The sequence below is a fragment of the Nocardiopsis salina YIM 90010 genome, assembly GCF_000341025.1.
Classification (GTDB): domain Bacteria; phylum Actinomycetota; class Actinomycetes; order Streptosporangiales; family Streptosporangiaceae; genus Nocardiopsis; species Nocardiopsis salina.
In genome coordinates, this window is sequence record NZ_ANBF01000165.1 from 1 (window position 1) to 23,146 (window position 23,146).

Sequence of the window (23,146 nt, forward strand, 5' to 3'; positions counted from 1 at the left end):
CGGCACCTCCGCCGCCGTGGAGACCGCCGCCTCCGCCGCCGCCCGCGCCGCCGATCACGGTTCCGTCGGTCGGCCCGTCGGCCCCCGCACCCCCGGTCCCGCCGCTGCCGTCGGCCCCGGGGACCCCGTCGTCGGTGGTGACCCCGCCCGAACCGGGCGCCGTGGTGGTCGCGCCCCCGCCGCCCCCGCCGATGTCCTCGTTGTCCCGGAAGGGCCTGCCGTCCTCGCCGGCCTCTCCGCCGTCGCCACCGCTGCCGCCCGGGTAGTAGGTACTGGAGCCGCCGTCGTGGCCGCGGCCGGACTGCCCGCCACCGCCCGCGGCAACGATGATCTCCTCCCCCTCGTGGGTGACCGCGGTCGCGCCGCCGCCCCCACCCCCGCGCAACGTCTCGCTCCCGTCACCGCCGGAGGTGCCGCCGTCTCCCCCGTCGCGTCCCCCGCCGCCGCGGGCACCGCGGCCGTTCGAGGCGGTCCCGGCGGTGTCCACCGAGAACGACTCCCCCGGTGTGGCCTCCACGATCGCGGTGACCTGCGCAGCGTGACCGGCCCGCCCCCGGTCGCCGATCCCCTCCCCGTTCGACCCGTGCGCGACGATCTCGACCTCGCAGGTGGTCGACGGGTCCCCGGGCAGGGTGAAGGACAGCCCCGCGCTCCCGGCGCGGTCCCCGCCGTCCCCGTGCTCGAACGTCTGCGTCACGGTCTCCGCCGCCACCGGCGCCGCCCCGGCTGCGTACAGGGCCCCCGCCGCCAGCCCGACCGCCGACAGCGCGCTCATACCACGTTGAGTTGCATTCATGCCACGCACGCTAAGTAAGCCGGGGGTCGCCGAAAGGCAATGACACACGACTACAGAACCCTTTCGTGAAGTGCTCGGCGGCGGACCCGCGGTTTCCGGGTGAGCCGGTCGGATCGACCTTCCCTCGCGGACAGGACTGCTCCCCACACACCGGACCACACCCCGGTCCGCGCGCCGCAGCCTTTCTCCGATTCCCCGCAGGGCACCGCGCCCCACCCCGAGCCCGCAGCCCCCTCACCAGTGCGTTCGCTCCCCGCCACACCCCACGTCGCGTCCCGTGGCCGCCTCTCCGGCCGCCGAATCCCGACACCCACACTCGGCCGCAAATCTTCATTCAGAACTCGACAATTGCCCCTGTCAGGCAACAAAACCACCCATAGCCTCAAGGAACTCCCGCACCCGTGGACACGGGCGCTCAGCAGGCACGGCTCAGCCACATATCGAGCACGTGCCCGAGCCCCGAGGGTGCGGGAGCGTCATTTCCGGTGCCACACTTCGGGGGCAGGGTGAAGATCACCTATCTGATCAACGACATGTACGGGATCGGGGGCACGGTGCGCACCGTCGCCAACCAGACGGCTGCGCTCTCGGCCCGTCACGAGGTGGAGATCGTCTCGGTCTTCCGCCACCGTGACGAGCCAGTCCTTCCCGTGCCGCCCGGGGTCCGCCTGGCCTGGCTCGTCGACACACGGGACAAGGAACAGGTCCCCGTCGGCGAGGGCGGCCGCCCCCTCCACGAGAACGACCCGCGCGCCGGGCAGCCGCCCGAGGTCTTCCCGGTCGAGGACGGCCGCGGCGACCAGCACAGCAAGCTCAGCGACGACCGGCTGGCAGAATTCCTCGCCACCACCGACGCGGACGTCGTGATCGGTACACGGCCGGGCCTCAACGTCGCGATCGCGCGTGCAGCGCCCGACCGCGTCGTCAAGATCGGACAGGAACACCTCACCTTCGAGCAGCACAGGGAGTCCCTGCGCAAGGTGATGGCACGCGCCTACCCGTCCCTGGACGCGTTCGTCACCGTCACCGAGGCGGATGCGCGCACCTACTCCGTGCGTATGCCCCTGCCCGGGGTGCGGCTGGTGGCGATCCCCAACTCCGTCCCCCGGCCCGCCTTCACCGCCGACGGCGCGAACACGCACACCATCGTCTCGGCCGGACGGCTGGCGCCCAGCAAGCGCCACGACCTGCTCGTGGACGCCTTCGCCACGGTCGCCGACGAGCACCCCGACTGGACCCTGCGCATCTACGGCCGCGGCAGCCAGCGCGGACGCCTCGCCGAGCAGGTGCGCGAACTCGGTATGCAGGACCGCATCTGGCTCATGGGCCCCCACCCGCGCGTGGAGGAGGCCTGGGCGCAGGGGGCGTTCGCCGCGGTGACCTCCAGCGAGGAACCCTTCGGCATGACCATCGTCGAAGCCATGCGTTCCGGGTTGCCCGTGGTGAGCACCGACTGCCCGCACGGGCCCTCCAGCATCATCAAGGACCACCAGGACGGGATCCTGGTTCCCAACAGGTCGACGCCCGGCATCGCCAAGGGGCTGTCCGAGCTCATGGGCGACGAACCCCTGCGGCGCAAGATGGCCCATGCCGCGCTCAGCGACTCCGAACGCTTCGACCCGGCGCGGGTGGTGCGCCTGCACGAGCAGCTCTTCGACGAACTGCGCCTGGACAAGGCCCAGTCCGGGCTGATCCACCTGCACACGACGGAGATCCCGCGGGCGCGCGGGCCCGCGGACGACGTGGAGGCCCCGGACCTGCGCCTGCCCGGCGACCCGGTTCCCGGGCCGGCCACGGGTGCGGGCGGCGACATCCCGCGGGCGCCCGCACCACGCATGGAGACCCCGCCGGCGTGCGTCGTGGAGGCCACCGGCGACGGGACCACCACACTGACCTTCACCGAACCGCCCGACAGCGTGGTGCTGTCGGTGCCCGGTGAACGCCACACACACGCACCCGACGAACAGGGCCGGGTGGTCATCGATCCGGCGACCGATCACCTGAGCCCGCGGACCTGGGACGTGCAGCGCACCGACGGGGAGCGCACGTCCCAGGTCGAGGACGTGCAGATCCACCAGAACGGGTATCCGCTGCGGCCGGAGGAGACCGAGGACCTGGCGCTGGCCATTCCCACACGCAGCGCGAAGGGCCGGCTGCAGCTGCACGTGCGGCGGGCGCGCCACCACGCGGAGGTCGAGCACGTCGAGGTGCACGACGGGCTCATCACCGTGCAGGGCCACGCGCTCGGGCACACGCTCGCCGACCCGCGCGCCCGGCTGTCGGTGCGGCTGCGGACCTCGCACAAGGTGCTGCGGGAGTTCTCCGCCCCGGTGGCGCCCAACGGCAAGTTCACCGCGGTCGTGGACCCCGCCGTGGTGGTGCGCGGACGGCACGGGGAGTCCGAGCGCTGGGAGCTGAGGCTGGTGCTCTCCGACGGGACCGAGTACACGGTGGGACGGCACCTGTCGGGGGTGGTCGGGTACAAGCGCATCATCGAATACCCGTCGCTGGAGGTCTCCCCGAACCGCGCCTACGGCTCGCGGGCGCAGCCCTACTACACGATCAACGACCGGCTGGCACTGATGACCTCGCCGGTGCCGCCGACTCTGCGGGTGGAGTCGGCGCACGTGCGGCCGCGGCACCGCGGGCGGATCCAGATGGACGTACTGCTGGACACGGTGCTGCCCGAGGGGGCCGAGTGCGCGGTTGAGGTCGTACGCGGGGGCGGGGCCGGTCAGCGGTTCCCGCTCCACGAGGTCCCCGTGCGCGGGGCCGGCACGAGCCGGTTGCAGGGCGAGTTGAAGCGGCTCGGCCTGGAGGACGAGGTGGGCGAGCCGGAGTCGTGGCAGCTGCGGTTCCTGGTCGGCCCGCCCGGCGCGTTGGACCGGGTGTCCGCAGGACCGGTGCCGGGACGCACCCACCGGAGGTGGCACCACGGCGGGTTCGTGCGGTCGGCGACGGTGGTGCCGTTGGACTCGGGCGACGTGCGGGTGACGGTCGCGGACGTGCGGATGGTCGACGCGCTGCGGCGGCGGATGCGCTGAAGCGGACCGGAGCACACCCCCGGTCCTGGAGGTGGTCGCAGCACCCTGGCTCCCAGGGGGCCGCGACCACCGTTCGTTCTGGCACGGGGCGTTCACGGTCCCGGTTCCCGGAAGTGGCCGGAAGCGGCTCACCGTTCCGGCCGACCGCACCGACACCTTCGTCCGCGGCAGCGTCCCGCAGAACCGGCGGGCACTGCGCGAAGGCCGGAAGGGCTCCACCAGACCGGGGACTGACACCGACAGGCCCCATGTGCGAGGGTCGGGGTATGCGCATCGAGCCACCTCGTACGGCGGTCCTGGGGCTGCACTGGGTCATCAACGTGATCAAACCCGAAGGCTTCTTCGGCGACATGCTCAGCGGACCCGTGGCCGCCAGCGGTGTGGTGGACCGGGCAGCGCGGTTCCACCGGGCCGTACAGGAGACCGGGGTGCCGATCGTCTACACCCGCTTCACCGTCCCCGAAGATGAAGGCGCCTTGATCCGCAACACCGGGCTCATCGCGGCGGTGGCCGAAGCGCAGGACGCGTTCCGCCCCGAGGCCCCGGGAACGGAGATCATTCCGGAGATGCCTCCCCGCACCGGCGCCGACCGGGTGGTGGACAACCAGAAGGTCTCCGGAATCGCCGGAAACGACCTGGCGCAGTGGTTGGACCGGAACGGCATCGACACGCTGCTGCTGACCGGGGGGGCCACCAACCTGACCGTCGAACAGACCGCACGACACGCCACCGATCTCGGCTACTTCGTTTACGTGGTCGAGGATTGCGTGACCGCTGCCGACGAGCCGACGCACCGAGCGGCGTTGGCGAACCTGCAAATCGGCACTATGGGCACACTCACCGCTGACCAGGCGGTAGAGGCCCTCCATTCCTGATCGACCGGCAAGCTGTGCCGTCCGCCGTCGCGTTCTGCTGGGCCCGGCCGCCTCAGTCGGCCCGGACCGGCCGGCCGCCGCCGGACTCGGCGACGATCTCACCGACCGACTGGGCCGCCCGGACCTGCTCCCACCGCACGCGCCCGTCGGCTCCGACCTCGTAACCGCGCACCTCCGGGCGCGGGAGGGCGTTGTAGGAGAACGGGGTCGAGAAGTAGTACGCGCCGGTGTCGTGCACGGCGACGAGGTCCCCGGGTTCGGCGGCGGGCAGGTCCACGTCCTGGGCGAGGAGGTCCCCGGAGAAGCAGCAGGGTCCGGCCACGTCCGAGCGCAGGGCGGGGTCGGTGGGGCGGATGGGTTCCGGAGCGGGTCCACCGCCGGCGCGGGTGTCGTGCGCACGCGTCATGGCACGGAACCGACCGTCGGGCGTGTGCAGGCTGACCCGCAGCGGCCAGGAGTCCGGGGCGAACGCGGTCCGGGTCGCCACCTGCGCTCCGGCGTGGGTGATGACGACCTGCCTTCCGCCGACGTGCTTGACGTACTCCACCCGCGCCACGATGGTCCCGGCCTCAGCGAGGAGAGAACGCCCGAACTCCGTCGTGACGGCGTAGCGGCCGTCGAAGAGGCCCGGGACCGCGTCCTCGATCGCCGCGCGGTACTGGTGGAAGGTCGGGTCGGTCTCATCCGAGGTGAAGTCGACCGGGAGCCCTCCGCCGATGTCGATGCGGTCCACCTGCCGGTGTCCGACGCGTGCGTTGATCTCCTCGGCCAGGTCGTACACGGCCGCGACACCGGCGGCGATCCGGTGCAACGCCATCCCCTGGGAGCCGGAGTGCACATGGACCTGGTTGAGCCAGGGGCGTTCGGCGTAGGCCTCGACCAGCATCTCCCTGACCCCCGGGTCGGCCAGGCCCACCCCGAACTTGGAGGTGTGCGAGGCGGTGCTCATCGCCTCGATACCGCCGGATCCGGTCTGGGGGTTGATGCGCAGGCCGATGCTCGGGGTGCGCGTGGAACGGGCGTGGCCGGGGCCGGGGACGGTGGTGCGCAGTTCGTCGATGCGGGCGAGTTCCTGCGCGTTGTCGATGTTGAGGTTCGCGCCGAGTTCGAGGGCGTGGCGCAGCTCGGCGGGGGTCTTGGCCGGGGAGTCGAACACGATGTCGGCGGGGTCGAATCCGGCCTCGAGCGCCATGGCGAGTTCACCCGGGCTGGCGACCTCGCAGCCCATTCCGGCCTCTGCGAACCACCTGAGCACCGGGACCAGGGTCGCGGCCTTGGCGGCGACCGTGTGCAGCCGCCCGCCGGGGCCGTCGAAGGCGTCGTGGAGTTCGCGGACGCGGTCGCGGACCCGGTACCGGTCGAGCACGCCGATCAGCGGGTGGCCGTCGTCGTCGAGGAACCCTTCCGCGGCGAGGGCTTCGACGGCGCGGGCACGGCGTTCGGTGAAGGCCATGAGGGGCACAGTTGCCTCGAGGTCCCCGGGGGCTCCGAGGCCCGCGGACGCCTCGCGGTCCCCGTGGCCCCCGCGTTTCTCGGGATCCACGCTGTGCTCGTGATCCACGTGCGCCCCGTGGGTCCTGCGGTCCCTGCGGTCCATGCGCGCCTACCTCCTCGTCGGTCGGGCCCCGCGCCCGTGCGGCCTGCCTCCCGGCCTACCTGTTGTCCGGCCGTCCCGGTAGAGGTCGGGCAGCCCGCCGGCCCGGGCGGCCGGTGGATCGGTGCTCCGTGACGGAACCGCCGATCCACGGAACGTTACGGGTCGGGGCGGTCGGGGGCCGTCCCGGGGTGGGCGCCCTGCGGGTGCTGAGCGTGCCGACCGTGCCGCCATTGCCGACTGCACCGATGCGCAGGGCGACGGCCCCGCTCAACAGTCATGAAAGGACGGTGAAAGCCGGGCAGCGAACATGGAGGGCATGCCCGGTCGGCGGGGCCGGCCCCGACCGAGCGAAGGCGGGGGGAGACCTGTGCACGAATGTGATCGCCGCGTCCGGGCTCTCGGTCCCGGGCTCGGGGAGGGGCCCGGCATCGGCGCCGCCCCCTCGAACTTCCCTCCGGGCCCGAAGGGGCGGGCGTGCCAGCGCCCCTCCGGGCCCACACGGCGGCCCCGGGCCACGGCCCGGCCCGGGGTCCGGCCGGGTCGGCCCACCAGTGGACCCGAGCTCACCAGGCGCCACGGCCACGGGGCACGTTCGAGTTCACGGAGGCGGCGGGCCGACGGGCCACCGGTGCGCTTTTCGAACACCCGTCCTGGACGGGCTGCTCACCGAGACCGCCGAACGCGACCCCGGCCCGGCCGCGGACGTACTCGGGCCGCGCCGAAGGACCCTGCTCCCCCAGCGCGGCCCGTCCCCGCGTACTGCCCCGGGGGCGATCAGGACAGACGCGGGGTGCGCGGCGGCTCCGAACGCCGGTCGCCGGTCGCCTCGAAGGCCGCCGCGATCCCCAGCAGGCGCGCGTCGTCGTAGGCGCGCCCGGCGAAGGTCAGCCCGACCGGCATCCCGGTGTCGGCCATCGTGCCCATCGGCACGGTGACCGTCGGGATGCCCAGGTGGCGCCAGACCAGGTTGCCGTTGGCCACCCACACCCCGTTGCGCCAGGCCAGGTCGGCCGATCCGGGGTCGGTGTCGGCGTCGGCCGGCCCGACGTCGGCCACGGCGGGGAAGGCGATCGCGTCCAGGCCCAGGCGGTCCAGCNCCCTCGAGGCCCTCCTTCAGGTGCGGGATGCCGGTGAGCTCCAGGCCGGGGTTGTCGCGCACGAAGCCCGGGTAGGCGGCGATGTCGTCGTCGAAGCCGTCGTAGCGGTCCGGGAGGGTGCCCGGGTCGTGCGGGAAGATCCGCGCGCCGTCGACCCGGGCGAGGTCGTCCAGTTGCGGGTCGCCGTTGGCCTGCAGGAAGTCCTGCCAGGCCCAGGCCGACAGGTCGAGGAGTTCGCGTTCCAGGTACTCCCGGCTCACCAGTCCCCGCGTCCGGATCGTGGGCGCACCGGGGCGGTCGCCCTCGTAGTTGGCCACCACGGGCAGGTCGGTGTCGAGCACCTGCGTGCCCGCGGCCTCCAGGTCGGCCCGGGCCTCCTCCCACAGCCGCAGCACACTCTTCCGGGTGTGCACCTGCTGTCCGGTGGGACCGCCGATGCCGGGTTCGGGCGCGGTACCGGCCTCGGGGTCGGTACCGGTGTACAGGCGCGGGGATCCGATCCTGAGCCCGTGCAGAGCCCGGCGCCCGGCGTCCGCGCTGTCCACCCCCAGGTCAGTGAAGGCGGGCGGGCGCACGCGTGAGGCGGGCGGGACCTCGATCCAGGGTTGGACCCGCCAGAAGTCGCCGCGTTGTTCGCGGTCGTCGGTGACGATCACGTCCAGCAGCTCGAGCATGTCGGTCATGGTGCGGGTGTGGGGCACCACGACGTCCATGGTGGGCACCAGGGGCCAGTTGCCGCGGATGGAGATCACACCCCACGAGGGGGTGTAGGCGCACAGGGCGTTGTTGGAGGCCGGTGCGCGCCCGGAGGACCAGGTCTCCTCGGCGAGGCCGAAGGCGGCGAAGCTCGCCGCGGTGGCGGTTCCCGATCCGTTGGAGGAACCCGAGGCGAAGGCGGAGGTGAGGTAGGCGCCGTTGTAGGGGCTCTCGGCCCGTCCGTACACGCCGCGCTGCATCCCCCCGTTGGCCATGGGCGGCATGTTGGTGAGCCCGATGAGCACGGCCCCGTTCTCCCGCAGCCGTTCGACCGTGAAGGAGTCGCGCTGGGCGACGAGGTCCTCGAAGGCCGGCGAACCCGCGGCGACCGTGAGGCCCCGTGCCTGGTAGCTGTCCTTGGCGGTGTAGGGGATGCCGTCGAGCGGGCCCAGGAGCTGCCTGCTCGCGCGGCGGGCGTCGGAGGCGCGAGCCTCCTCCACCGCACGGGTGTTCATCACGACCACAGCATTGAGGGAGGCCCCCGCGCGGTCGTGTGCGGCGATGCGTTCGAGGTAGCGGTGGACCAGTTCCTCGCTGGTGACGCGGCCCCGCTGCAGGGCCTCGCGCAACTGCGGGATCGTGGCCTCGACGACGTCGAAGGGTGCCATCAGCGCACGCTCCCCTGCCCGGTGCGCGGGGCGGGCTGCTGCTGGGTGATGCAGTGGATGCCGCCGCCGAACCGGAAGATGTCGCGGGCGTCGACCTGCTCGACGGTGTGCTCCGGGTAGGCCTCGGCGAGGATCTGCGCGGCGGCCCCGTCGTTGGGGTCGTCGAAGGAGCACAGCACCACGGCGCTGTCGGTGACGTAGTGGTTGATGTAGGACCAGTCGACGAAGCTGCCGTCCTCGTCGGTGAGGGTCCTGGGGGCGGGCACGTCGACGATGCGCAGCTTCTCGCCGCGGGCGTCGACGGCCTGCTCCAGGACACGGCGCAGGTCGCGGGTGATCTCGTGGTCGGGGTGGCGCGGATCGTCCTGGCGGTGCAGCAGGAGCGTGCCGGATTCGGTGAAGGCCGCGACGATGTCGACGTGGCCGCGGGTGCCGAACTCGTCGTAGTCGCGCCAGAGGCCGCGCGGCAGCCACACGGCGTGTGTGGTGCCCAGGCGTGCGTGGACCTCGGCCTCCACCTCGGCCCTGGTCAGCCCGGGGTTGCGGCCCGGGTCGAGCTGCACGGTCTCGGTGAGCAGCACCGTGCCCCTGCCGTCGATGTGGAAGCCGCCGCCCTCGTTGACCAGCGGGCTCGCGATGCGGGGCGCCTCGGACAGCTCGGCCACGGCAGCGCCCACGCGCCGGTCGTTCTCCCAGGCGGCCCAGTCCTGGGCGCCCCAGCCGTTGAAGACCCAGTCGACGGCGGCCACGCGCCCGTCGGGGCCGTGCACGAAGGTCGGGCCGAAGTCGCGCATCCACCCGTCGTCCAAGGGCACCTCGACGGTCTCGATGCCCGGGCCCAGCAGCGCCGCCGCGGTGGTGGCGTCCTCGGGCGCCACCGCGACGGTGACGGGTTCGTGGGCGGCGACCGTACGGGCGACCGCGGTCCAGGCGGCACGGGCCCGGTGCAGGGTGGCGCTCCCGTCGGGGCCGAAGGTGTCGTTGGCCGGCGGGAAGGCCATCCAGGTGCGGTCGTGCGGTGCCCACTCCGGCGGCATCACCGTGGTCAGGGGCGCGTCGGCGGTGCTGTGCGCGAACATGTCGTTCCCTTGTCGTGTCGGGGCGCGGCCCGTGGGCCGGCTAGGTCGGGTACTCGGCGGTCTCGAAGCGGCGGCGGAAGAACTCGGGGCTGCGCGCGTACTGCACGGCCATGACGATCAGGCCCAGGACGAAGATGGCCATGCCCAGGACGAAGACCAGCCCCACACCGCCGACCTCCGATCCGGATCCGTAGGCGGGATCCATGGAGTCCCAGGCGGTCTGGAAGAAGAAGACGAGCAGCAGGATCCCACCCAGCAGCGGCGCCACCAGTTTCGACACCAGGTCGCCCAGGGACGCGGTCGCCTCGCGGCGGAAATACCAGACGCAGGCCAGAGCGGTCACGCCGTAGTAGAAGCAGACCATCATGCCCAGGGTGGTGATGGTGTCCCACAGGACGTTCTCGGAGATCACGCGCATGACGGCGTAGAAGACCGAGGCGATGACCACGGCGACGACGGTGGCGTACCCGGGTGTGCGGTAGGTCGGGTGGACCTTCGCGTACTTGGACGAGAGCGCCCCGTAGTGGCCCATCGCGAGCATGGTGCGGGCAGGGGAGATCATCGTGGACTGCAACGAGGAGGCGGAGGAGGACAGCACCGCCAGGGACATCAGGACGGCGAAGGGGCCCATCACCGGTCCGGCCAGCGCCGCGAAGACGTTCTCCTGGATGCCGGGATTGCCGAGTCCGAACTCGGCGGTGGACACTCCCGCGAAGGACAGGGTGGCCACCGACACCGCGGTGTAGAGGGCCACGACCACGAGGATGGTGGCGATGGCGGCCTTGCCCGGGGTGGTCGTCGTGCCGCGGCTCTCCTCGTTCATGGTCACGACCACGTCCCATCCCCAGTAGATGAAGACGGACAGGGCCACGCCGGCGGCGAAGGCGGAGAAGGACTCCACCCCGAGGGGGTTGAACCACTCCAGCCGCACCGGGGTGGCGTCGAAGGCCGAGCCTGCGGCCACCTTGCCGAACGCGGCGAAGGCGAACCAGGCGAGCACGACGACCTGGAAGGTGACCAGGACGTACTGGAAGGTCTTGGTGGCCTCCAGGCCCCGGTAGGAGATCCAGGCCGCAGCGGCCATGAAGACCAGGCAGGTCGCGACGTTGACGGGCACGTTGCGGGTCAGGCCGGCCACCCACTCCTGCCCGCTGATCTGGGACAGGGCCAGGTAGAAGAAGTCGACGGCGATCCCGGCGAGGTTGGACAGCACCAGGATGGTCGCCGCCAGCAGACACCAGCTGCCGAACCACCCGACCCACGGGCCGAAGGTGCGCGAGGCCCAGGTGAAGGTGGTGCCCGAGTCCGGCATCGCTTTGTTGAGCTGGCGGTATCCGATCGCCACCAGGAGCATCGGCACGAACCCGACGAGCAGGATCGCGGGCAGGTGCTCGCCGACGGCCGAGGCGGTGGGCCCGAGGGCCCCGGAGAGCGTGTAGGCCGGGGCGATGGTGGAAACGCCGATGACCAGTCCTCCCAGGAGCCCGACGGCCCCCGTGCTCAAGCCCTTCCAGTGGGCGCTGCCGCTCTCGCCCTCTTGCCGGGTCGGGGGCCGGCTGGTGTCGGTCATGGTTGCTCCCTGTGGTCGCCGGGTGGGGTGTGGGCGCCGAGGGGCCGGCGCCGTGGAACCGGTGAGCCGCGCGGGGCTCACCAGGGGGTGGGGTTCGTACGCAGTGCGCCGGCCCCTGAGAGTGTGCGGACGCCGGGTCAGGCGGTCCGGGACGCGGACGCGAGGATGTCCTCGGCCGCGCGGCGCCCCTGCCTCAGAGCGCCGTCGACGTGCTGGTAGCCCTCGGCGGCCAGGTCGGAGCAGGCCCAGTGGAGCGGGCCGACGGGCTCGCGCTGGTGGGCCCCGTAGCGGTGCAGGCCGCCCACGTCGAAGCTGGCCGCGTAGGCGCCGCGGGTCCATTCCTCGGAGACGAAGTCGGACTCGAAGTACACGACCGGCTCGAGGGCCTCCTCGCCCAGGTAGCGGGAGAGCGAGGCCAGGACGATGTCCCGGCGCTCGTCGTCGCCGCGCTCGAGCAGGTCGTCGGCGAGCTCGTCGGAGACGAAGGCGACCAGGGTGCCGCGGGTGTCGCCGTGGTTGGTGTTGTCGTAGACCTCCTGGCAGTACTCCTTGGCACCGAAGCCGGTACCGGAGAGTCCCTTGTCGCGCCAGAAGGGGCGGTCGTAGACGGCGTGGACCTTGATGACCAGGCCCATGGAGGTGTGCTGGTGCATCTGCTCCTGGCGCCACGGGAGAGCGGGCTCGAAGGAGATGCGCGAGTACAGGTTCGGCGGAACCGCGACGACCACCTGGCCGGCCCGCACGGTGAGGCGGTCGGAGACGACGGTGGCGCCTCCGCGGCCGTCCTCGTCCCAACGGATGGTGCGCACCGGTGTCTCGAGGTGGACGGTGCCCTCCTGCAGGGCGTCGGCCATGGCCTCGGAGACCGACTGCATGCCGCCGACGACGCGGCGGTCGAGGATGAAGTCCTCGTCGACGAGGTTGGAGAAGGAACCCGCGGAGGCGGCCATGAGCACGGCCTGCAGAGCCGAGAACGAGTGGGCCGGCTTGGTGATCATGCCGCCGGCCATGAAGATGGCGAGATTCTCGCGGGCGTCGGCGTCGTCGGTCTGGGCCCGCATCCAGGCGTCGAAGGTGACGGTGTCGAGCTCGCGGGCCAGCGGGTGGTCCCAGGGGCGCTCCGGGCCGATCTGTGCCGCGAGCTCGTCCAGGAGCCCGATGACGCGCTTCATCTCCGCCTCGGTGGCCTCGCCGGCGGGGAACATCTCGCCGGTGAACTCGTGGCGGGTGCCGTCGGCGGCCAGGAAGACGTCCGAGCCCTCCCGGTGGCGCGGGTAGGTGCTCATGCCCAGCTCGTCGAGCAGGCCGTAGAGCTCGGTCTGGTCGGGCGAGACCCACTGGCCGCCGACCTCGAGGAAGGCCCCGTCGATCTCCCGGGACCAGGTGCGCCCGCCCACGCGGTCGCGCGCCTCGAGGACGGCGACGGTACGGCCGGCGGCCTGGAGGGTGCGGGCGGCCATCAGCCCGGCGGGGCCGGCCCCCACGACGACGACGTCGCGTTCGAGCACCTCGGTGCTGCCGATGACGTGTGTGCCACTCATGGATGTGCTCCTTCGAACATCAAAATGAACTTCATTCATTAATAGGTGCCACGTCCCCGCTGTCAAGTGGGGAAGCGCGACCCGTCGGGCAGGCCAGAACGGTGGGGAGCATCGGACGGCCCCAACCGCAGGGCTTCTACACTGGGAAAAAATCTGTCGGCAACCAGCGCCGGCACTCAGGAGGAAGGCGTCAGTGAGCCAGCGAACCCCCAGCACCCGAGGCAAGGGCCGCCCCTCCTCGCCGATCCTGTCCCGCGGACGCCTGTCCCAGGCAGCGATCCGGATCGTGGAGAAGCAGGGCTACAAGCGCCTGACCATGGCCTCGCTGGCGCACGAACTGGGTGTCTCGGCCTCGGCGCTGTACAACCACGTCTCCTCCAAACGGGACGTGCTCGTCCTGATCCAGGACCGCATCAACGAACAGATCGACTGCTCGTCCTTCGCGACCGAACCCTGGGACGAGGCACTGCGGCGGTGGGCGCTCTCCTACCGCCGCTGCTTCATCCAGCACACGGCCCTCATCCCGGTCATGGCGGTACTGCCCGTGGCCGATTCCCCTCAGACACTGCGCATGTACGAGCGGGTGGCGCGCGGGCTGCACGGGGCCGGGATCGACGGCCCCGACGCGGTCGACATCATCGTCGGCATCGAGGCGCTCGTGTTCGGCGCCGCCTACGACGCCTCGGCCCCCACCGACATCTTCGACCCCGGCGCGATGGAAGAACTGGCCCCGACCTTCACCCGCTTCGCCGCACAGCGCCCGCGCGACCCGCGGCAGGCCGCCGACCGCGCGTTCGAGCTCTCACTCGACGCGCTGATCGACGGCCTGCGCCGCAAGTACACCGACCCTGCCGGCTGAGGGCTCCGCTCGGGGCCCGCGCGGAGCCGTTCAGACCTCCAGCGCGTGCATGATGTGCTTGACCTTGGTGTACTCCTCCACCGAGTAGAGCGAGAGGTCCTTGCCGTAGCCGGAGGACTTGAAGCCGCCGTGGGGCATCTCCGCGGCCAGCAGCACGTGCGTGTTCACCCAGACGCAGCCGAAGTCGAGGGCTCGCGTCAGGCGCATGGCCGTGCCGTGGTCGGAGGTCCACACGCTGGAGGCCAGGGCGTAATCGACGTCGTTGGCCAGGGCGACGGCCTCCTTCTCGGAGCTGAAGGTCTGCACCGTCAGGACCGGGCCGAAGGTCTCCTCCTGGACCAGCTCGTCGTCCTGCCGCAGGCCGGTGACCACGGTGGGCCGGAAGAAGTAGCCCTCGGAGCCCTCGACGGGGCCGCCGCCCGTGACCACCGAGGCGTGCTCGGGCAGGCGCTCGAGCTTGTCCTTGACCGAGCCGAAGTGGCGCACGTTGTTGAGCGGCCCGAAGTCGTTCTGCGACTCGTCGGCGTTGCCGGTGGCGGTGGCGCGGGCGGCCTCGGCGAGCAGGCCCACGAACTCGTCGTGCGCGCTCTCCTCGACCAGGATGCGGGTGACGGCGGTGCAGTCCTGGCCCGCGTTGAAGGTCCCGAACTCGACCACGGCCTTGGCAGTGGCGGCCAGGTCGGCATCGGCGAAGACCACGGCGGGCGCCTTGCCGCCGAGCTCGAGGTGGCCGCGCTTGAGGCCCTTGGCAGCGGAGGCGGCGACCTCGCGGCCGGCGCGCACCGAACCGGTGAGCGAGACCATGGCCGGCTCGGGGTGCTCGACCAGGAGCTGCCCGGTGGAGGCGTCGCCCAGGACGACGTTGACCACCCCCGCGGGGAAGATCTCGCCGATGAGGCGGGCCAGGACCAGGGTGGACTCCGGGGTCGTGTCGGAGGGCTTGAGCACCACGCAGTTGCCGGCGGCCAGGGCCGGGCCCAGCTTCCACACCGCCATGAGCAGCGGGTAGTTCCACGGGGTCACCTGTGCCACAACGCCGACCGGCTCGCGGCGCACGTAGGAGGTGTGCCCCTCCATATACTCCATGGCCGCGCGGCCCTCGAGCGTGCGGGCGGCCCCGGCGAAGAAGCGCAGGTGGTCCACGCCCATGCCGATCTCCTCCTGGGAGATCATCCAGCGCGGCTGGCCGGTGTTGCGGTGCTGGGCCTCGACGATCTCGTCGGCGTGGGCCTCGACCGCCTCGGCCAGCTTGATGAGCAGGCGCTGACGCTCGGCCGGGGTGACGTCCTTCCAGGTCTCGAACGCCTCACGGGCGGCGGTGAAGGCCCGGTCGACGTCGACCCCGTCGGAGACGGGCGAGACCGCGACGGTGGCCCCGTCGGCGGGGTTCACGACGTCGATCGCGCCCTGCCCGTGCGCGTCGGTGAAGGCGCCGTTGACGTAGTTCCTGAGGGCGTTGGCCATGAGGTCTCCTCGGCGGCGAAAAAATGATGTGTGTTCATTTTATGGGCGTGCGAGGTGATGGGCAACACATCACCCCGCACTGATTCCTCGGCCTCAGGACCAGTCGACCGAGAAGTAGGTGGGCTCCAGGTATTCGTCGAGCCCCTGGTCAGCGCCCTCGCGCCCCAACCCGCTCTGCTTGACGCCGCCGAAGGGCGCGCTGGGGTCGGAGACGAGCCCGCGGTTGATGCCGACCATCCCGGCCTCCAGGCGCTCACCGATGCGCATCGCCGCGTCGGCCGAACCGGCGTAGACGTAGGAGGCCAGCCCGTACTCGGTCGAGTTGGCCTGCTCCACCAGCTCGTCCTCGTCCTCCCAGACCAGGACCGGCGCCACCGGACCGAAGACCTCCTCCCGCACGACGGCGGCGTCGGGGGCCACCCCCGTCAGGATCGTGGGCGCGACGAAGGTACGCGGCAGGTCGGACGGGACCTCGGCCCGGTGCGCCACCTCGGCACCGTCGGCCACGGCGGACTCGATGAGGGAGCGGATGCCGTCGGCCTGGGCGTCGGAGATGACCGGACCGATGTCGGCGCCCTTCTCGCCCGGCCCCACCTTCAGGGCCTCGACCGCCCGGCCGAAACGCTCGACGAAGGCATCGGCGACCCGGCTGTGCACGTAGAAGCGGTTGGCCGCCGTGCAGGCCTGCCCGGAGTTGCGGAACTTGGCGATCATCGCGCCCTGCACCGCGGCGTCGATGTCGGCGTCCTCGGCGACGACGAACGGGGCGTTGCCGCCCAGCTCCATCGAGGTGTTGAGGACCCGGTCGGAGCACTGGGACAGCAGAGTGCGGCCCACACCGGTCGAGCCGGTGAAGGACAGCTTGCGCACACGGCGGGCGGCGGTCCAGGNCAGGCCGAGACCACCGGAGCGGCCGCGGTCGTGGGCACCACACGCACCGCACCCTCGGGCACCCCGGCCTCCAGCAGGATCTCCTCGATCGCCAGCGCCGTCAGCGGGGTCTCCGCGGCGGGCTTGAGGACGGCGGTGCACCCGGCGGCCAGGGCCGGGGCGAGCTTGCGCGTGGCCATCGCCGCGGGGAAGTTCCAGGGTGTGATCAGGGCAGCGACCCCGACCGGGGCACGGGTGACGACGTTGCGCACCCCTCCCCCGGGGGCCGTGCCGAAGTGGCCCGGGACCCGGACCGCTTCCTCCGCGTACCAGCGGAAGAACTCGGCCGCGTAGCCCACCTCGGCCTCGGCGTCGGCACGGGACTTGCCGTTCTCGGCGACGATGAGGGCGGCGAGGCGGTCCTTGGCCGCGATCATGCCCCGGTGGGCGTCGGTCAGGATCTCCGAGCGCCGGCGCGGCGGTGTGGCCGACCAGGACGCGAAGGCTCCGTGGACCTCGGCGAGCGCCTGCAGGGCCGAGTCCGGCCCGTGATCGGTCACGGTGCCCACCACGGCGCCGGTGGCGGGGTCGGTCACGTCGAAGGTGGCTGCGGCGCCACCGGCGTGTGCACGCTCCATGGTCGTGTTCCTCCAGTCGGGTCGGTCGGGTTCAGGAACGCCGCAGGGCGCCGGTGAGGATCTCGAGCCCCTCGACGAGCAGGTCGTCGCCGATGGTCAGCGGCGGCAGGAGTCGGATGACGTTGCCCCAGGTACCGCAGGTCAGGGTGATGACCCCGGCGTCGCGTGCCTGCTGTGCCACGCGGGCGGTCAGGGCGGCGTCGGGCTCTCCGGTCCCGGGGTCGACGAGCTCGAGGGCGAGCATGGCGCCGCGTCCCCGGACCTCGGCGATGCGCGGGTCCTGTTCACGGGCGCTGAGCAGGTGGTCGGTGGCGATCTTCTCGACCTGGACGGCGCGCTCCAGCAGGCCGTCCTCCTCGATGGTGTCGACAGCGGCGAGCGCTGCGGCGCAGGCGATGGGGTTGCCGCCGTAGGTTCCGCCGAGCCCGCCGGCGTGGGGCGCGTCCATGACCTCGGCGCGGCCGGTGACGGCGGACAGGGGCAGGCCGCCGGCGATGCCCTTGGCAGTGGTGACGATGTCGGGCTCGATGCCCTCGTGGTCGGAGGCGAACCAGCGGCCGGTGCGGGCGAACCCGGTCTGGACCTCGTCGGCGATGAAGAGGACGCCATTGGAGCGGCACCAGCGCACGACCTCGGCGAGGAACCCGGGTGCGGGGACGATGAAGCCGCCCTCACCCTGGATCGGCTCCATGACGACAGCGGCCAGGTTCTGCGCGCCGATCTGCTTCTCGAGCTGGTCGATGGTGCGCGCGGCCGCCTGGGCGCCGTCGAGCCCGTCGTGCAGCGGGTAGGAGCCCGGGACCCGGTAGAGCTCGGACGCGAAGGGGCCGAAGCTGTGCTTGTAGGGCATGTTCTTCGCGGTCAGGCCCATGGTGAGTGTGGTGCGCCCGTGGTAGGCGTGGTCGAACGCGGCGACCGCCTGGCGGCCCGTGTGGGCGCGGGCGACCTTCACGGCGTTCTCCACGGCCTCGGCCCCGGAGTTGAACAGGGCGGTCTTGGCCGGGCCGGCGACGGGCACCAGGTCGGCGAGGCGCTCGGCCACCTGCAGGTACTGCTCGTAGGGCGTGACCATGAAGCAGGAGTGGGTGAACTCCTCGACCTGGGAGCGCACCGCCTCGACCACCCGCGGGGCGGAGGCACCGACGGTGGTCACGGCGATCCCGGAGGCGAAATCGATGAGGCGGTTGCCGTCGACGTCCTCGACGATGCCTCCGCCGGCGCGGTGGGCGAAGGTCGGCATGACGGCGGAGACGCCCCGGGGCACGGTGGCGTCGCGGCGGTCGGCCAGCGCCTGTGCGCGCGGCCCCGGGAACGCGGACCCGAGGTGTCGGGACTGAGCGAGGTCGGCCATGAAAGCCCCCTGAATGGTGTGACGTGGGATTCAATTCATGGTCCCCACAAGCTTTTATGCTGTCCAATGCCTGTTTCTTTGATGACGTATGCTCAGCAAGCATGGAGATCCGCCTGCTGCGCTACTTCGTGACCGTCGCCGAGGAGGGCACGGTCTCCCACGCCGCCGCGCGCCTGCACATGACCCAGCCCGCGCTGTCCCGGCAGGTCAAGCAGCTGGAGAAGGCGATCGGGGTCCGGTTGTTCCAGCGCACGGGCGTGCGGTTGAGCCTGACCAGCGCCGGCGAGGAGTTCCTGACCGAGGCACGCGACCTGATGCGCCGCTTCGACCAGGCCGAACGGCTCGCCGCGCACCTGTCGGCCGGGCGCCTGATGTCGGTGTCCTTCGGCGCCCCGAGCACGACGCTGGTCGACATCGTGGCGCCCTTCATCGCCGGTTTCGACGCCTCCGACCCCGAACCCAGCGTCACCAGCATCGACATTGACCCCGACCTGCCGGACCTGGTCTCCAGGGTCGATCTGGGCATCACCACGCGCCGGCCCCCGCCGGGGTTCTCCGGCCTGCCCCTCGCCCGACTGCCGGTGTACGCGTACGTGCGGGAGGACCACCGGCGGGCGGACGCGGAGAGCATCGGGGTCGGCGCGCTCGTGGACGGGGACCTCGTCCTACCGAACCGGGACTTCGCCGCGCGCCGCCTGCTCGACCACACGGTGCGGGGCCTGGGCGCGCACTACGGGACCGTGGTGGAGACCTTCAACGGCGAGATCGCCCAGGCGCTGGCGGGCGCCGGCCGGGGCGTGGCGGTGGTGACCGACGACCCCCGGTTCGGACTCCTGCCGCAGCGCATCACCGACGGCGAGGACACGCTGGCGGTCTCCCTGCACGCGGTGTGGGCCCACGACCACCACGCACACGCGGTGCTGGAGACCATGGCGCGGCGGTTGCAGGACTTCTGCCGGCAGCGCTACGGGGAGACGTTGGACGTGAGCGGATCGGCCCGCGGAAACACACCGGGCGAATGAAAACCTCCATCGGCGTACATTCACCCCATATTCACCTTGGGTCACACGAAAAGGACCCGGCGCGAGGGACCGCATTTCCCCAGGGGTTTCAGGGGCGCGTCAGGCCTGCGCCTTCGTGATCCGCTGCGCCTCGCTCAACCGGTCGAGCAACCAGTCCGGAATGTGGTCGGAGCTGCGCGGGAAGCGCTGCACGTCCCACAGGTAACACCGGGGGTCCGGGGCGGGATCGAACTCCGGCGGGTTCTTCTGGTCGAACTCCAGCGCGATATCCCCCGATTCCCCGATCCGGAAACGCGCCCGGAACCAGGTGCCCTTGCCCTGCTGGTACATGCCGGTGCGCAGGGTGTACAGGAGCCGGTCAGCCTCGGCGGGCAACCACTCCAGTTCCGTCCCGGAGCCCACCCAGTCCACGCTGACGCGGGTCTCCGCGACGCCGACGACCTCCTTGTGGTCGATGAGGATGCCGGTCCACTCGCCCTTGGGCCGCAGGGCGTCGAAGGTGCGGTCGACGATCTCCTGCACCACGTCCATCATCACCTCGGGGGTGAGCCCGCCGGGGGAGGCGCCGGTCTCGCGCAGCAGTGCTGCGTCGGTGTGGGTGGCCCACTCCGGCGGAAGGTCGTCCACGTGCTCGGGCAGCGGTTCGTCCCTCTCCTCGGCCGCGCCCATGAGCTTGAGCTGCAGCCAGTCGGGCCGGTGGTCGACCCCGCGGGGGAAGCACACGTGGTCGAGGGCGAAGCTGCGGTCGGGGCGGACCTCCCCGAAGTGGGGTTCCTCGTCGTGGTCGTAACGCACGGTGTAGTGCCCGGGGCGGTCGACCTCCAGGTGGGCGGTGTACCAGGTGCCCCTGGCCTCGAGGTACATGCCGCTGCGCAGCTCGGCCATGAGGTGGGGGGCCGACGCCGGGGGCAGCCAGTGCTCGATGCGCCCGTCGGAGAACATCGCCTCCAGTCGCACCGTCGCGAAGTCGACCAACCCGGTGTAGACGAGCCGGAGCTTGACCCAGTCCGCCGGCGCGGACGCGAGCAGCTCGCCGGACACCCGGCGGAGGAGGTCGTCCTGCTCGGCGGGGGTCATCGCCTTTCGGGCACTCATGGGTCCGCTTTCTAGTCGCGCCGAAATTCCGACCCGGGTGTTATCAGGCCGCACGCTCAGCAATACTATTTGCGCTCGGTGGTGGGTTTCGGGACCTTGCACAGAATGTCCTACAGTGCCGCTGCGTTTTGTCCACACCCCACTACCGAACCATCACACAGCGGGATATCCTGCCGCGTGCGGCCACTGCCCCCACGTTCCCCCACCCACCAGGATCCAGCATGGGACGATTCCGCGACGACCAGGGACAGGCCAGCATCCTGCTGCTGTTCGGTCTCACCCTCGCCCTCCTCGCCCTCACCGTCCTGTTCGTGCGTGTGGGAGGCGCCAACGACCTGCGCTCACAGGCCCAGACCGCCGCCGACTCGGCCGCACTGGCCGCCGCGAGCGCGATTCAGGACGAAGCCGCCTCCGAGCTCGCCGGCGGGTCCTTCCCCATGCCGGTCTACGACGAGGACGCCGCCACCGAGCGCGCCGAGGAGTACGCGCGCGCCAACGACGCGGTGCTCACCGACATCCGGGCCAGCGACAACACCATGGGGCGCAACGGCAACATCGTGCGTGTGGAGGTGCGCGGGGCCCTGTGCCAGAAGGAGCTGGAGGAGGACGCCGGCCGCGAGAGCTGGAACGACACGGTGTGCGACGGCGAGGAGGAGAACGTCGACACCATCACCGGCAACGCCTCGGCGATCGCGATCGTGCACTCCCCCACCGACTGCGACCGGGACGGCGACGCCCTCAACTGCAACGGTTCGAGCGTCGACGACGCCTCGGCGGCCCGGGGGCTCATCGACGTCAACCTCGTCGACGAGGAGGGCGAGTACACCTTCGACCCGGACGCGGTGGTCTTCGCCAGCGGCGCCACGGTCTCCTGCGGGTCCCTCGACGTGATCCCGGAGGCCTGCGAGACCCACGAGGTGCTCAACGAGGAGTTCCCCGGCTTCTACCTGTCCGCGGGCGGCTACCGCGACGAACCCGGGAGCGACCACGGCCACGGGCAGGCGATCGACTACATGGTCGCGCCGCTGGGCGGAGAACCCACCGACCAGATGGACGAGACGGCGCTGACGGTCGTCAACTGGGTCATCGACAACCACGAGGAGCTCGGGGTCAAGGGACTGATCTACGACCGGGAGATCTGGAACCCAGCCCGCGACCCGAGCGGCACGTTCCCGGGCACAGGGCGTCCGCACGGTATCGGGGCGGGCAACACCCAGGGCCACGTGGACCACATCCACCTGGCGATCGGCCCGCCGCCCATGCGCTGACCGGCCCGGCGAGGGGTTGCAGGGGCGGATTCCAGGGGCGGAGTCCAGGGGAGAGTCCAGGGGCAGAGTCCAGGGGCAGAGTCCAGGGGCCTTCGAGGGTTCGGAGTGGGGGTTCGGGACGTCGCCGGGGGTCCGGAGTAGGAGTTCGGAACGTCGCCGGGGGCCCGGAGTAGAGGCTCGGAACGTCGCCGGGGTGGTGCTCTGTGGTGTTGCCTCGGGGGTGGTCGTTCGTCGGGGCCGGGATCGTAGCCCGGCCGGGCCTGCACGCAACCCGCTCCGGCGCCCCGCCGGACCTTCGGGATGTGCGGTGACGGTGGCAGGCCGGTGGTAGGTCGGGCACGGCGCCTCGGGGTGTGCGTTCCGGCCCTGTTGGCCGGGCTGACCCGCCCCATCTCGACGAACCACCCTCTCCCCCGAGGCCCCCTGGCAGCCCAAAAGAACGGTGGCCACGACCAACTGCAACTACCACCCCCTGTGGTGGCCCCATTGCGACCAACGCTTGCGGCGTGCGGGCGGCAGCTCGTTCCTGCGACGGCAACGGCACGCCCCGCGCACTCCCGGCCGCATCTGTTCGCTGTTTCTTGTGGGACTCGGGTGACTGGTGTCCGGTTTCAGGTCGGGGATCTTGCTACTGGAGCCGGGTTCAGCGCTGATACCGGCTCTGGTAGCAAGATCCGCGCGGGCCACGGCGACGTTCCTCGCGTCCGTGGTTGTCCACAGGTTGAAGATCCGTTCTTGTGGCGGGCCCGGCCCGGCCCGAACCTGGGCCCATGGACACCGAAGCGCACACCACCGCCCGCCTGCCGTTCCACGACACCCTTCTGGCCCGCGCCACCGAGCTGCGCGGGCACCAGCGCTCCGCGGCCGGCCACCGGGCCCCGTGGCGGCTGCGCGGGCGCGCGCCGGTGCCGCGGTGAGGTGTCGGCGGGTGCGCGGGGACGGGGGTGCGGGGGTGTTGGAGTACGCGGCGGTGGTGGTGCTGGTGGCGGCGTCGGTGGCCGCGGTGGCGGCGGGGGTTCCGTGGGACCGCGTCTCGGGCGGCACGAGTACGGCGGTGGGGCGGGCTCTGGGCGAGGACGTCGAAGAGGCCCCGGTGCCGGTCCCGGAGGGCGAGTGGACCCTGGACCCGTTGGAGGCGGCGGACGCGGTGCGGCGCTGCCTGGACGGGGTCTTGGTTCCGGACCCGGTGTCGCGCGTGGACTGCGCCTTGGCGCTGTTGGGGTTGTTGGACGCCCCGGTGTTGGAGCAGACGGTGCTGCGTCTGGAGGCGGAGGAGCTGCACGAGCTGTTCACCAGCGGACGGTTCAGTGCCTCGACGGTGGCGCGCCGGGTGGTGACCACGCTCTGGGAGCACGGCTCGCAGGAGGTGTGGGAACGGCTGTCCCACACGAGCACGTTCGCGTTCCTGCGTCCGGTCGTGGAGGACCCGCGTGCGCAGTACGCACTGCGGTTCGTCCAGGTCGGATCGGAATACGTACGCCCCGTTCTCGAACGGAAGGCGATGACGCTGCGTCATACCCCGCGTACGCATCATGCCCGGAGCCGGTACCTCGACCCGCCGGGCACCTCCCGTCAGAAGCGAGGCCCTGGACGTGTCTTCGCCGGATCCACCCGAC

Annotated in this window: 16 protein-coding genes and 1 pseudogene; 6 read left to right on the forward strand and 11 right to left on the reverse strand. The window is 71.7% G+C overall.

Annotated elements, in window-relative coordinates; all coding sequences use genetic code 11:
- Positions 1–796, reverse strand: a pseudogene (locus D474_RS32345) (hypothetical protein); the annotation flags it as partial.
- Between the two features lie 506 nt (positions 797–1,302).
- On the opposite strand from D474_RS32345, the gene D474_RS0118140 reads away from it, so the two are divergent.
- Positions 1,303–3,840, forward strand: a complete 2,538-nt coding sequence (locus D474_RS0118140) for a glycosyltransferase family 4 protein (RefSeq protein ID WP_017614949.1) — start codon at positions 1,303–1,305, stop codon at positions 3,838–3,840.
- Between the two features lie 266 nt (positions 3,841–4,106).
- On the forward strand, positions 4,107–4,715 hold the full coding sequence (locus D474_RS0118145) for a cysteine hydrolase (protein WP_017614950.1): 609 nt from the start codon (positions 4,107–4,109) through the stop codon (positions 4,713–4,715).
- 52 nt (positions 4,716–4,767) lie between these two features.
- Here the strand turns inward: D474_RS0118145 and D474_RS0118150 are convergent, their stop codons facing one another.
- From D474_RS0118150 to D474_RS0118170, 5 genes are all read right to left on the reverse strand, one after another.
- The gene (locus D474_RS0118150; protein ID WP_017614951.1) at positions 4,768–6,312 is read right to left on the reverse strand and encodes a type III PLP-dependent enzyme domain-containing protein; all 1,545 of its coding nucleotides are present in this window, start codon (positions 6,310–6,312) and stop codon (positions 4,768–4,770) included.
- Positions 6,313–6,910: 598 nt separating this feature from the next.
- Positions 6,911–8,773: an amidase gene (locus D474_RS29200; RefSeq protein WP_449289359.1), complete on the reverse strand. Its 1,863-nt coding sequence runs from the start codon at positions 8,771–8,773 to the stop codon at positions 6,911–6,913.
- Positions 8,773–9,852 (reverse strand): agmatine deiminase family protein, encoded by a 1,080-nt coding sequence (locus D474_RS0118160; protein ID WP_017614952.1) that lies wholly within the window; start codon positions 9,850–9,852, stop codon positions 8,773–8,775. Before D474_RS0118160 ends, D474_RS29200 begins: the two co-directional genes overlap by 1 nt.
- 40 nt (positions 9,853–9,892) lie before the next feature.
- Positions 9,893–11,422 (reverse strand): APC family permease, encoded by a 1,530-nt coding sequence (locus D474_RS0118165; RefSeq protein ID WP_017614953.1) that lies wholly within the window; start codon positions 11,420–11,422, stop codon positions 9,893–9,895.
- A gap of 137 nt (positions 11,423–11,559) precedes the next feature.
- The gene (locus tag D474_RS0118170) at positions 11,560–12,963 is read right to left on the reverse strand and encodes a flavin monoamine oxidase family protein (protein ID WP_017614954.1); all 1,404 of its coding nucleotides are present in this window, start codon (positions 12,961–12,963) and stop codon (positions 11,560–11,562) included.
- 193 nt (positions 12,964–13,156) lie between these two features.
- Between D474_RS0118170 and D474_RS0118175 the strand changes: the two genes are divergently transcribed.
- Positions 13,157–13,822, forward strand: a complete 666-nt coding sequence (locus D474_RS0118175) for a TetR/AcrR family transcriptional regulator (protein WP_017614955.1) — start codon at positions 13,157–13,159, stop codon at positions 13,820–13,822.
- A 30-nt stretch (positions 13,823–13,852) separates the two neighbouring features.
- Here the strand turns inward: D474_RS0118175 and D474_RS0118180 are convergent, their stop codons facing one another.
- The 4 genes from D474_RS0118180 to gabT form a co-directional block, all read right to left on the reverse strand.
- Positions 13,853–15,286, reverse strand: a complete 1,434-nt coding sequence (locus D474_RS0118180) for a gamma-aminobutyraldehyde dehydrogenase (RefSeq protein ID WP_017614956.1) — start codon at positions 15,284–15,286, stop codon at positions 13,853–13,855.
- A gap of 93 nt (positions 15,287–15,379) precedes the next feature.
- Complete coding sequence (locus D474_RS33910; RefSeq protein ID WP_275040803.1) at positions 15,380–16,111, reverse strand: aldehyde dehydrogenase family protein; 732 nt, start codon at positions 16,109–16,111, stop codon at positions 15,380–15,382.
- Positions 15,997–16,794: an aldehyde dehydrogenase family protein gene (locus D474_RS33915; RefSeq protein WP_275040801.1), complete on the reverse strand. Its 798-nt coding sequence runs from the start codon at positions 16,792–16,794 to the stop codon at positions 15,997–15,999. The genes D474_RS33910 and D474_RS33915 overlap by 115 nt, the downstream gene beginning before the upstream one ends.
- Positions 16,795–16,825: 31 nt before the next feature.
- Complete coding sequence (gene gabT, locus D474_RS0118190; protein WP_017614957.1) at positions 16,826–18,145, reverse strand: 4-aminobutyrate--2-oxoglutarate transaminase; 1,320 nt, start codon at positions 18,143–18,145, stop codon at positions 16,826–16,828.
- A gap of 101 nt (positions 18,146–18,246) precedes the next feature.
- Between gabT and D474_RS0118195 the strand changes: the two genes are divergently transcribed.
- Positions 18,247–19,167: a LysR family transcriptional regulator gene (locus D474_RS0118195; RefSeq protein WP_017614958.1), complete on the forward strand. Its 921-nt coding sequence runs from the start codon at positions 18,247–18,249 to the stop codon at positions 19,165–19,167.
- A gap of 99 nt (positions 19,168–19,266) precedes the next feature.
- Here D474_RS0118195 and D474_RS30535 read toward each other — a convergent pair whose 3' ends face one another.
- The gene (locus tag D474_RS30535; protein WP_152476914.1) at positions 19,267–20,262 is read right to left on the reverse strand and encodes a hypothetical protein; all 996 of its coding nucleotides are present in this window, start codon (positions 20,260–20,262) and stop codon (positions 19,267–19,269) included.
- Positions 20,263–20,483: 221 nt separating this feature from the next.
- Here D474_RS30535 and D474_RS0118205 point away from each other — a divergent pair, with 221 nt between their 5' ends.
- Together D474_RS0118205 and D474_RS32350 are read left to right on the forward strand one after the other, a co-directional pair.
- Positions 20,484–21,530, forward strand: coding sequence for a pilus assembly protein TadG-related protein (locus D474_RS0118205; protein WP_026118602.1), 1,047 nt, complete (start codon positions 20,484–20,486; stop codon positions 21,528–21,530).
- Positions 21,531–22,300: 770 nt separating this feature from the next.
- Positions 22,301–22,447, forward strand: a complete 147-nt coding sequence (locus tag D474_RS32350; protein WP_017614959.1) for a hypothetical protein — start codon at positions 22,301–22,303, stop codon at positions 22,445–22,447.
- The last annotated feature ends 699 nt before the right edge of the window (positions 22,448–23,146 follow it).

What these genes read in the sequence shown, in the direction of transcription:
- D474_RS0118145 (WP_017614950.1), top strand. Translation starts at nt 4,107, where the DNA reads ATGCGCATCGAGCCACCTCGTACGGCGGTCCTGGGGCTGCACTGGGTC.
- D474_RS0118150 (WP_017614951.1), bottom strand. Translation starts at nt 6,312, where the DNA reads ATGGACCGCAGGGACCGCAGGACCCACGGGGCGCACGTGGATCACGAG.
- D474_RS0118160 (WP_017614952.1), bottom strand. Translation starts at nt 9,852, where the DNA reads ATGTTCGCGCACAGCACCGCCGACGCGCCCCTGACCACGGTGATGCCG.
- D474_RS0118165 (WP_017614953.1), bottom strand. Translation starts at nt 11,422, where the DNA reads ATGACCGACACCAGCCGGCCCCCGACCCGGCAAGAGGGCGAGAGCGGC.
- D474_RS0118170 (WP_017614954.1), bottom strand. Translation starts at nt 12,963, where the DNA reads ATGAGTGGCACACACGTCATCGGCAGCACCGAGGTGCTCGAACGCGAC.
- D474_RS0118180 (WP_017614956.1), bottom strand. Translation starts at nt 15,286, where the DNA reads ATGGCCAACGCCCTCAGGAACTACGTCAACGGCGCCTTCACCGACGCG.
- gabT (WP_017614957.1), bottom strand. Translation starts at nt 18,145, where the DNA reads ATGGCCGACCTCGCTCAGTCCCGACACCTCGGGTCCGCGTTCCCGGGG.
- D474_RS0118195 (WP_017614958.1), top strand. Translation starts at nt 18,247, where the DNA reads ATGGAGATCCGCCTGCTGCGCTACTTCGTGACCGTCGCCGAGGAGGGC.
- D474_RS30535 (WP_152476914.1), bottom strand. Translation starts at nt 20,262, where the DNA reads ATGAGTGCCCGAAAGGCGATGACCCCCGCCGAGCAGGACGACCTCCTC.
- D474_RS0118205 (WP_026118602.1), top strand. Translation starts at nt 20,484, where the DNA reads ATGGGACGATTCCGCGACGACCAGGGACAGGCCAGCATCCTGCTGCTG.
- D474_RS32350 (WP_017614959.1), top strand. Translation starts at nt 22,301, where the DNA reads ATGGACACCGAAGCGCACACCACCGCCCGCCTGCCGTTCCACGACACC.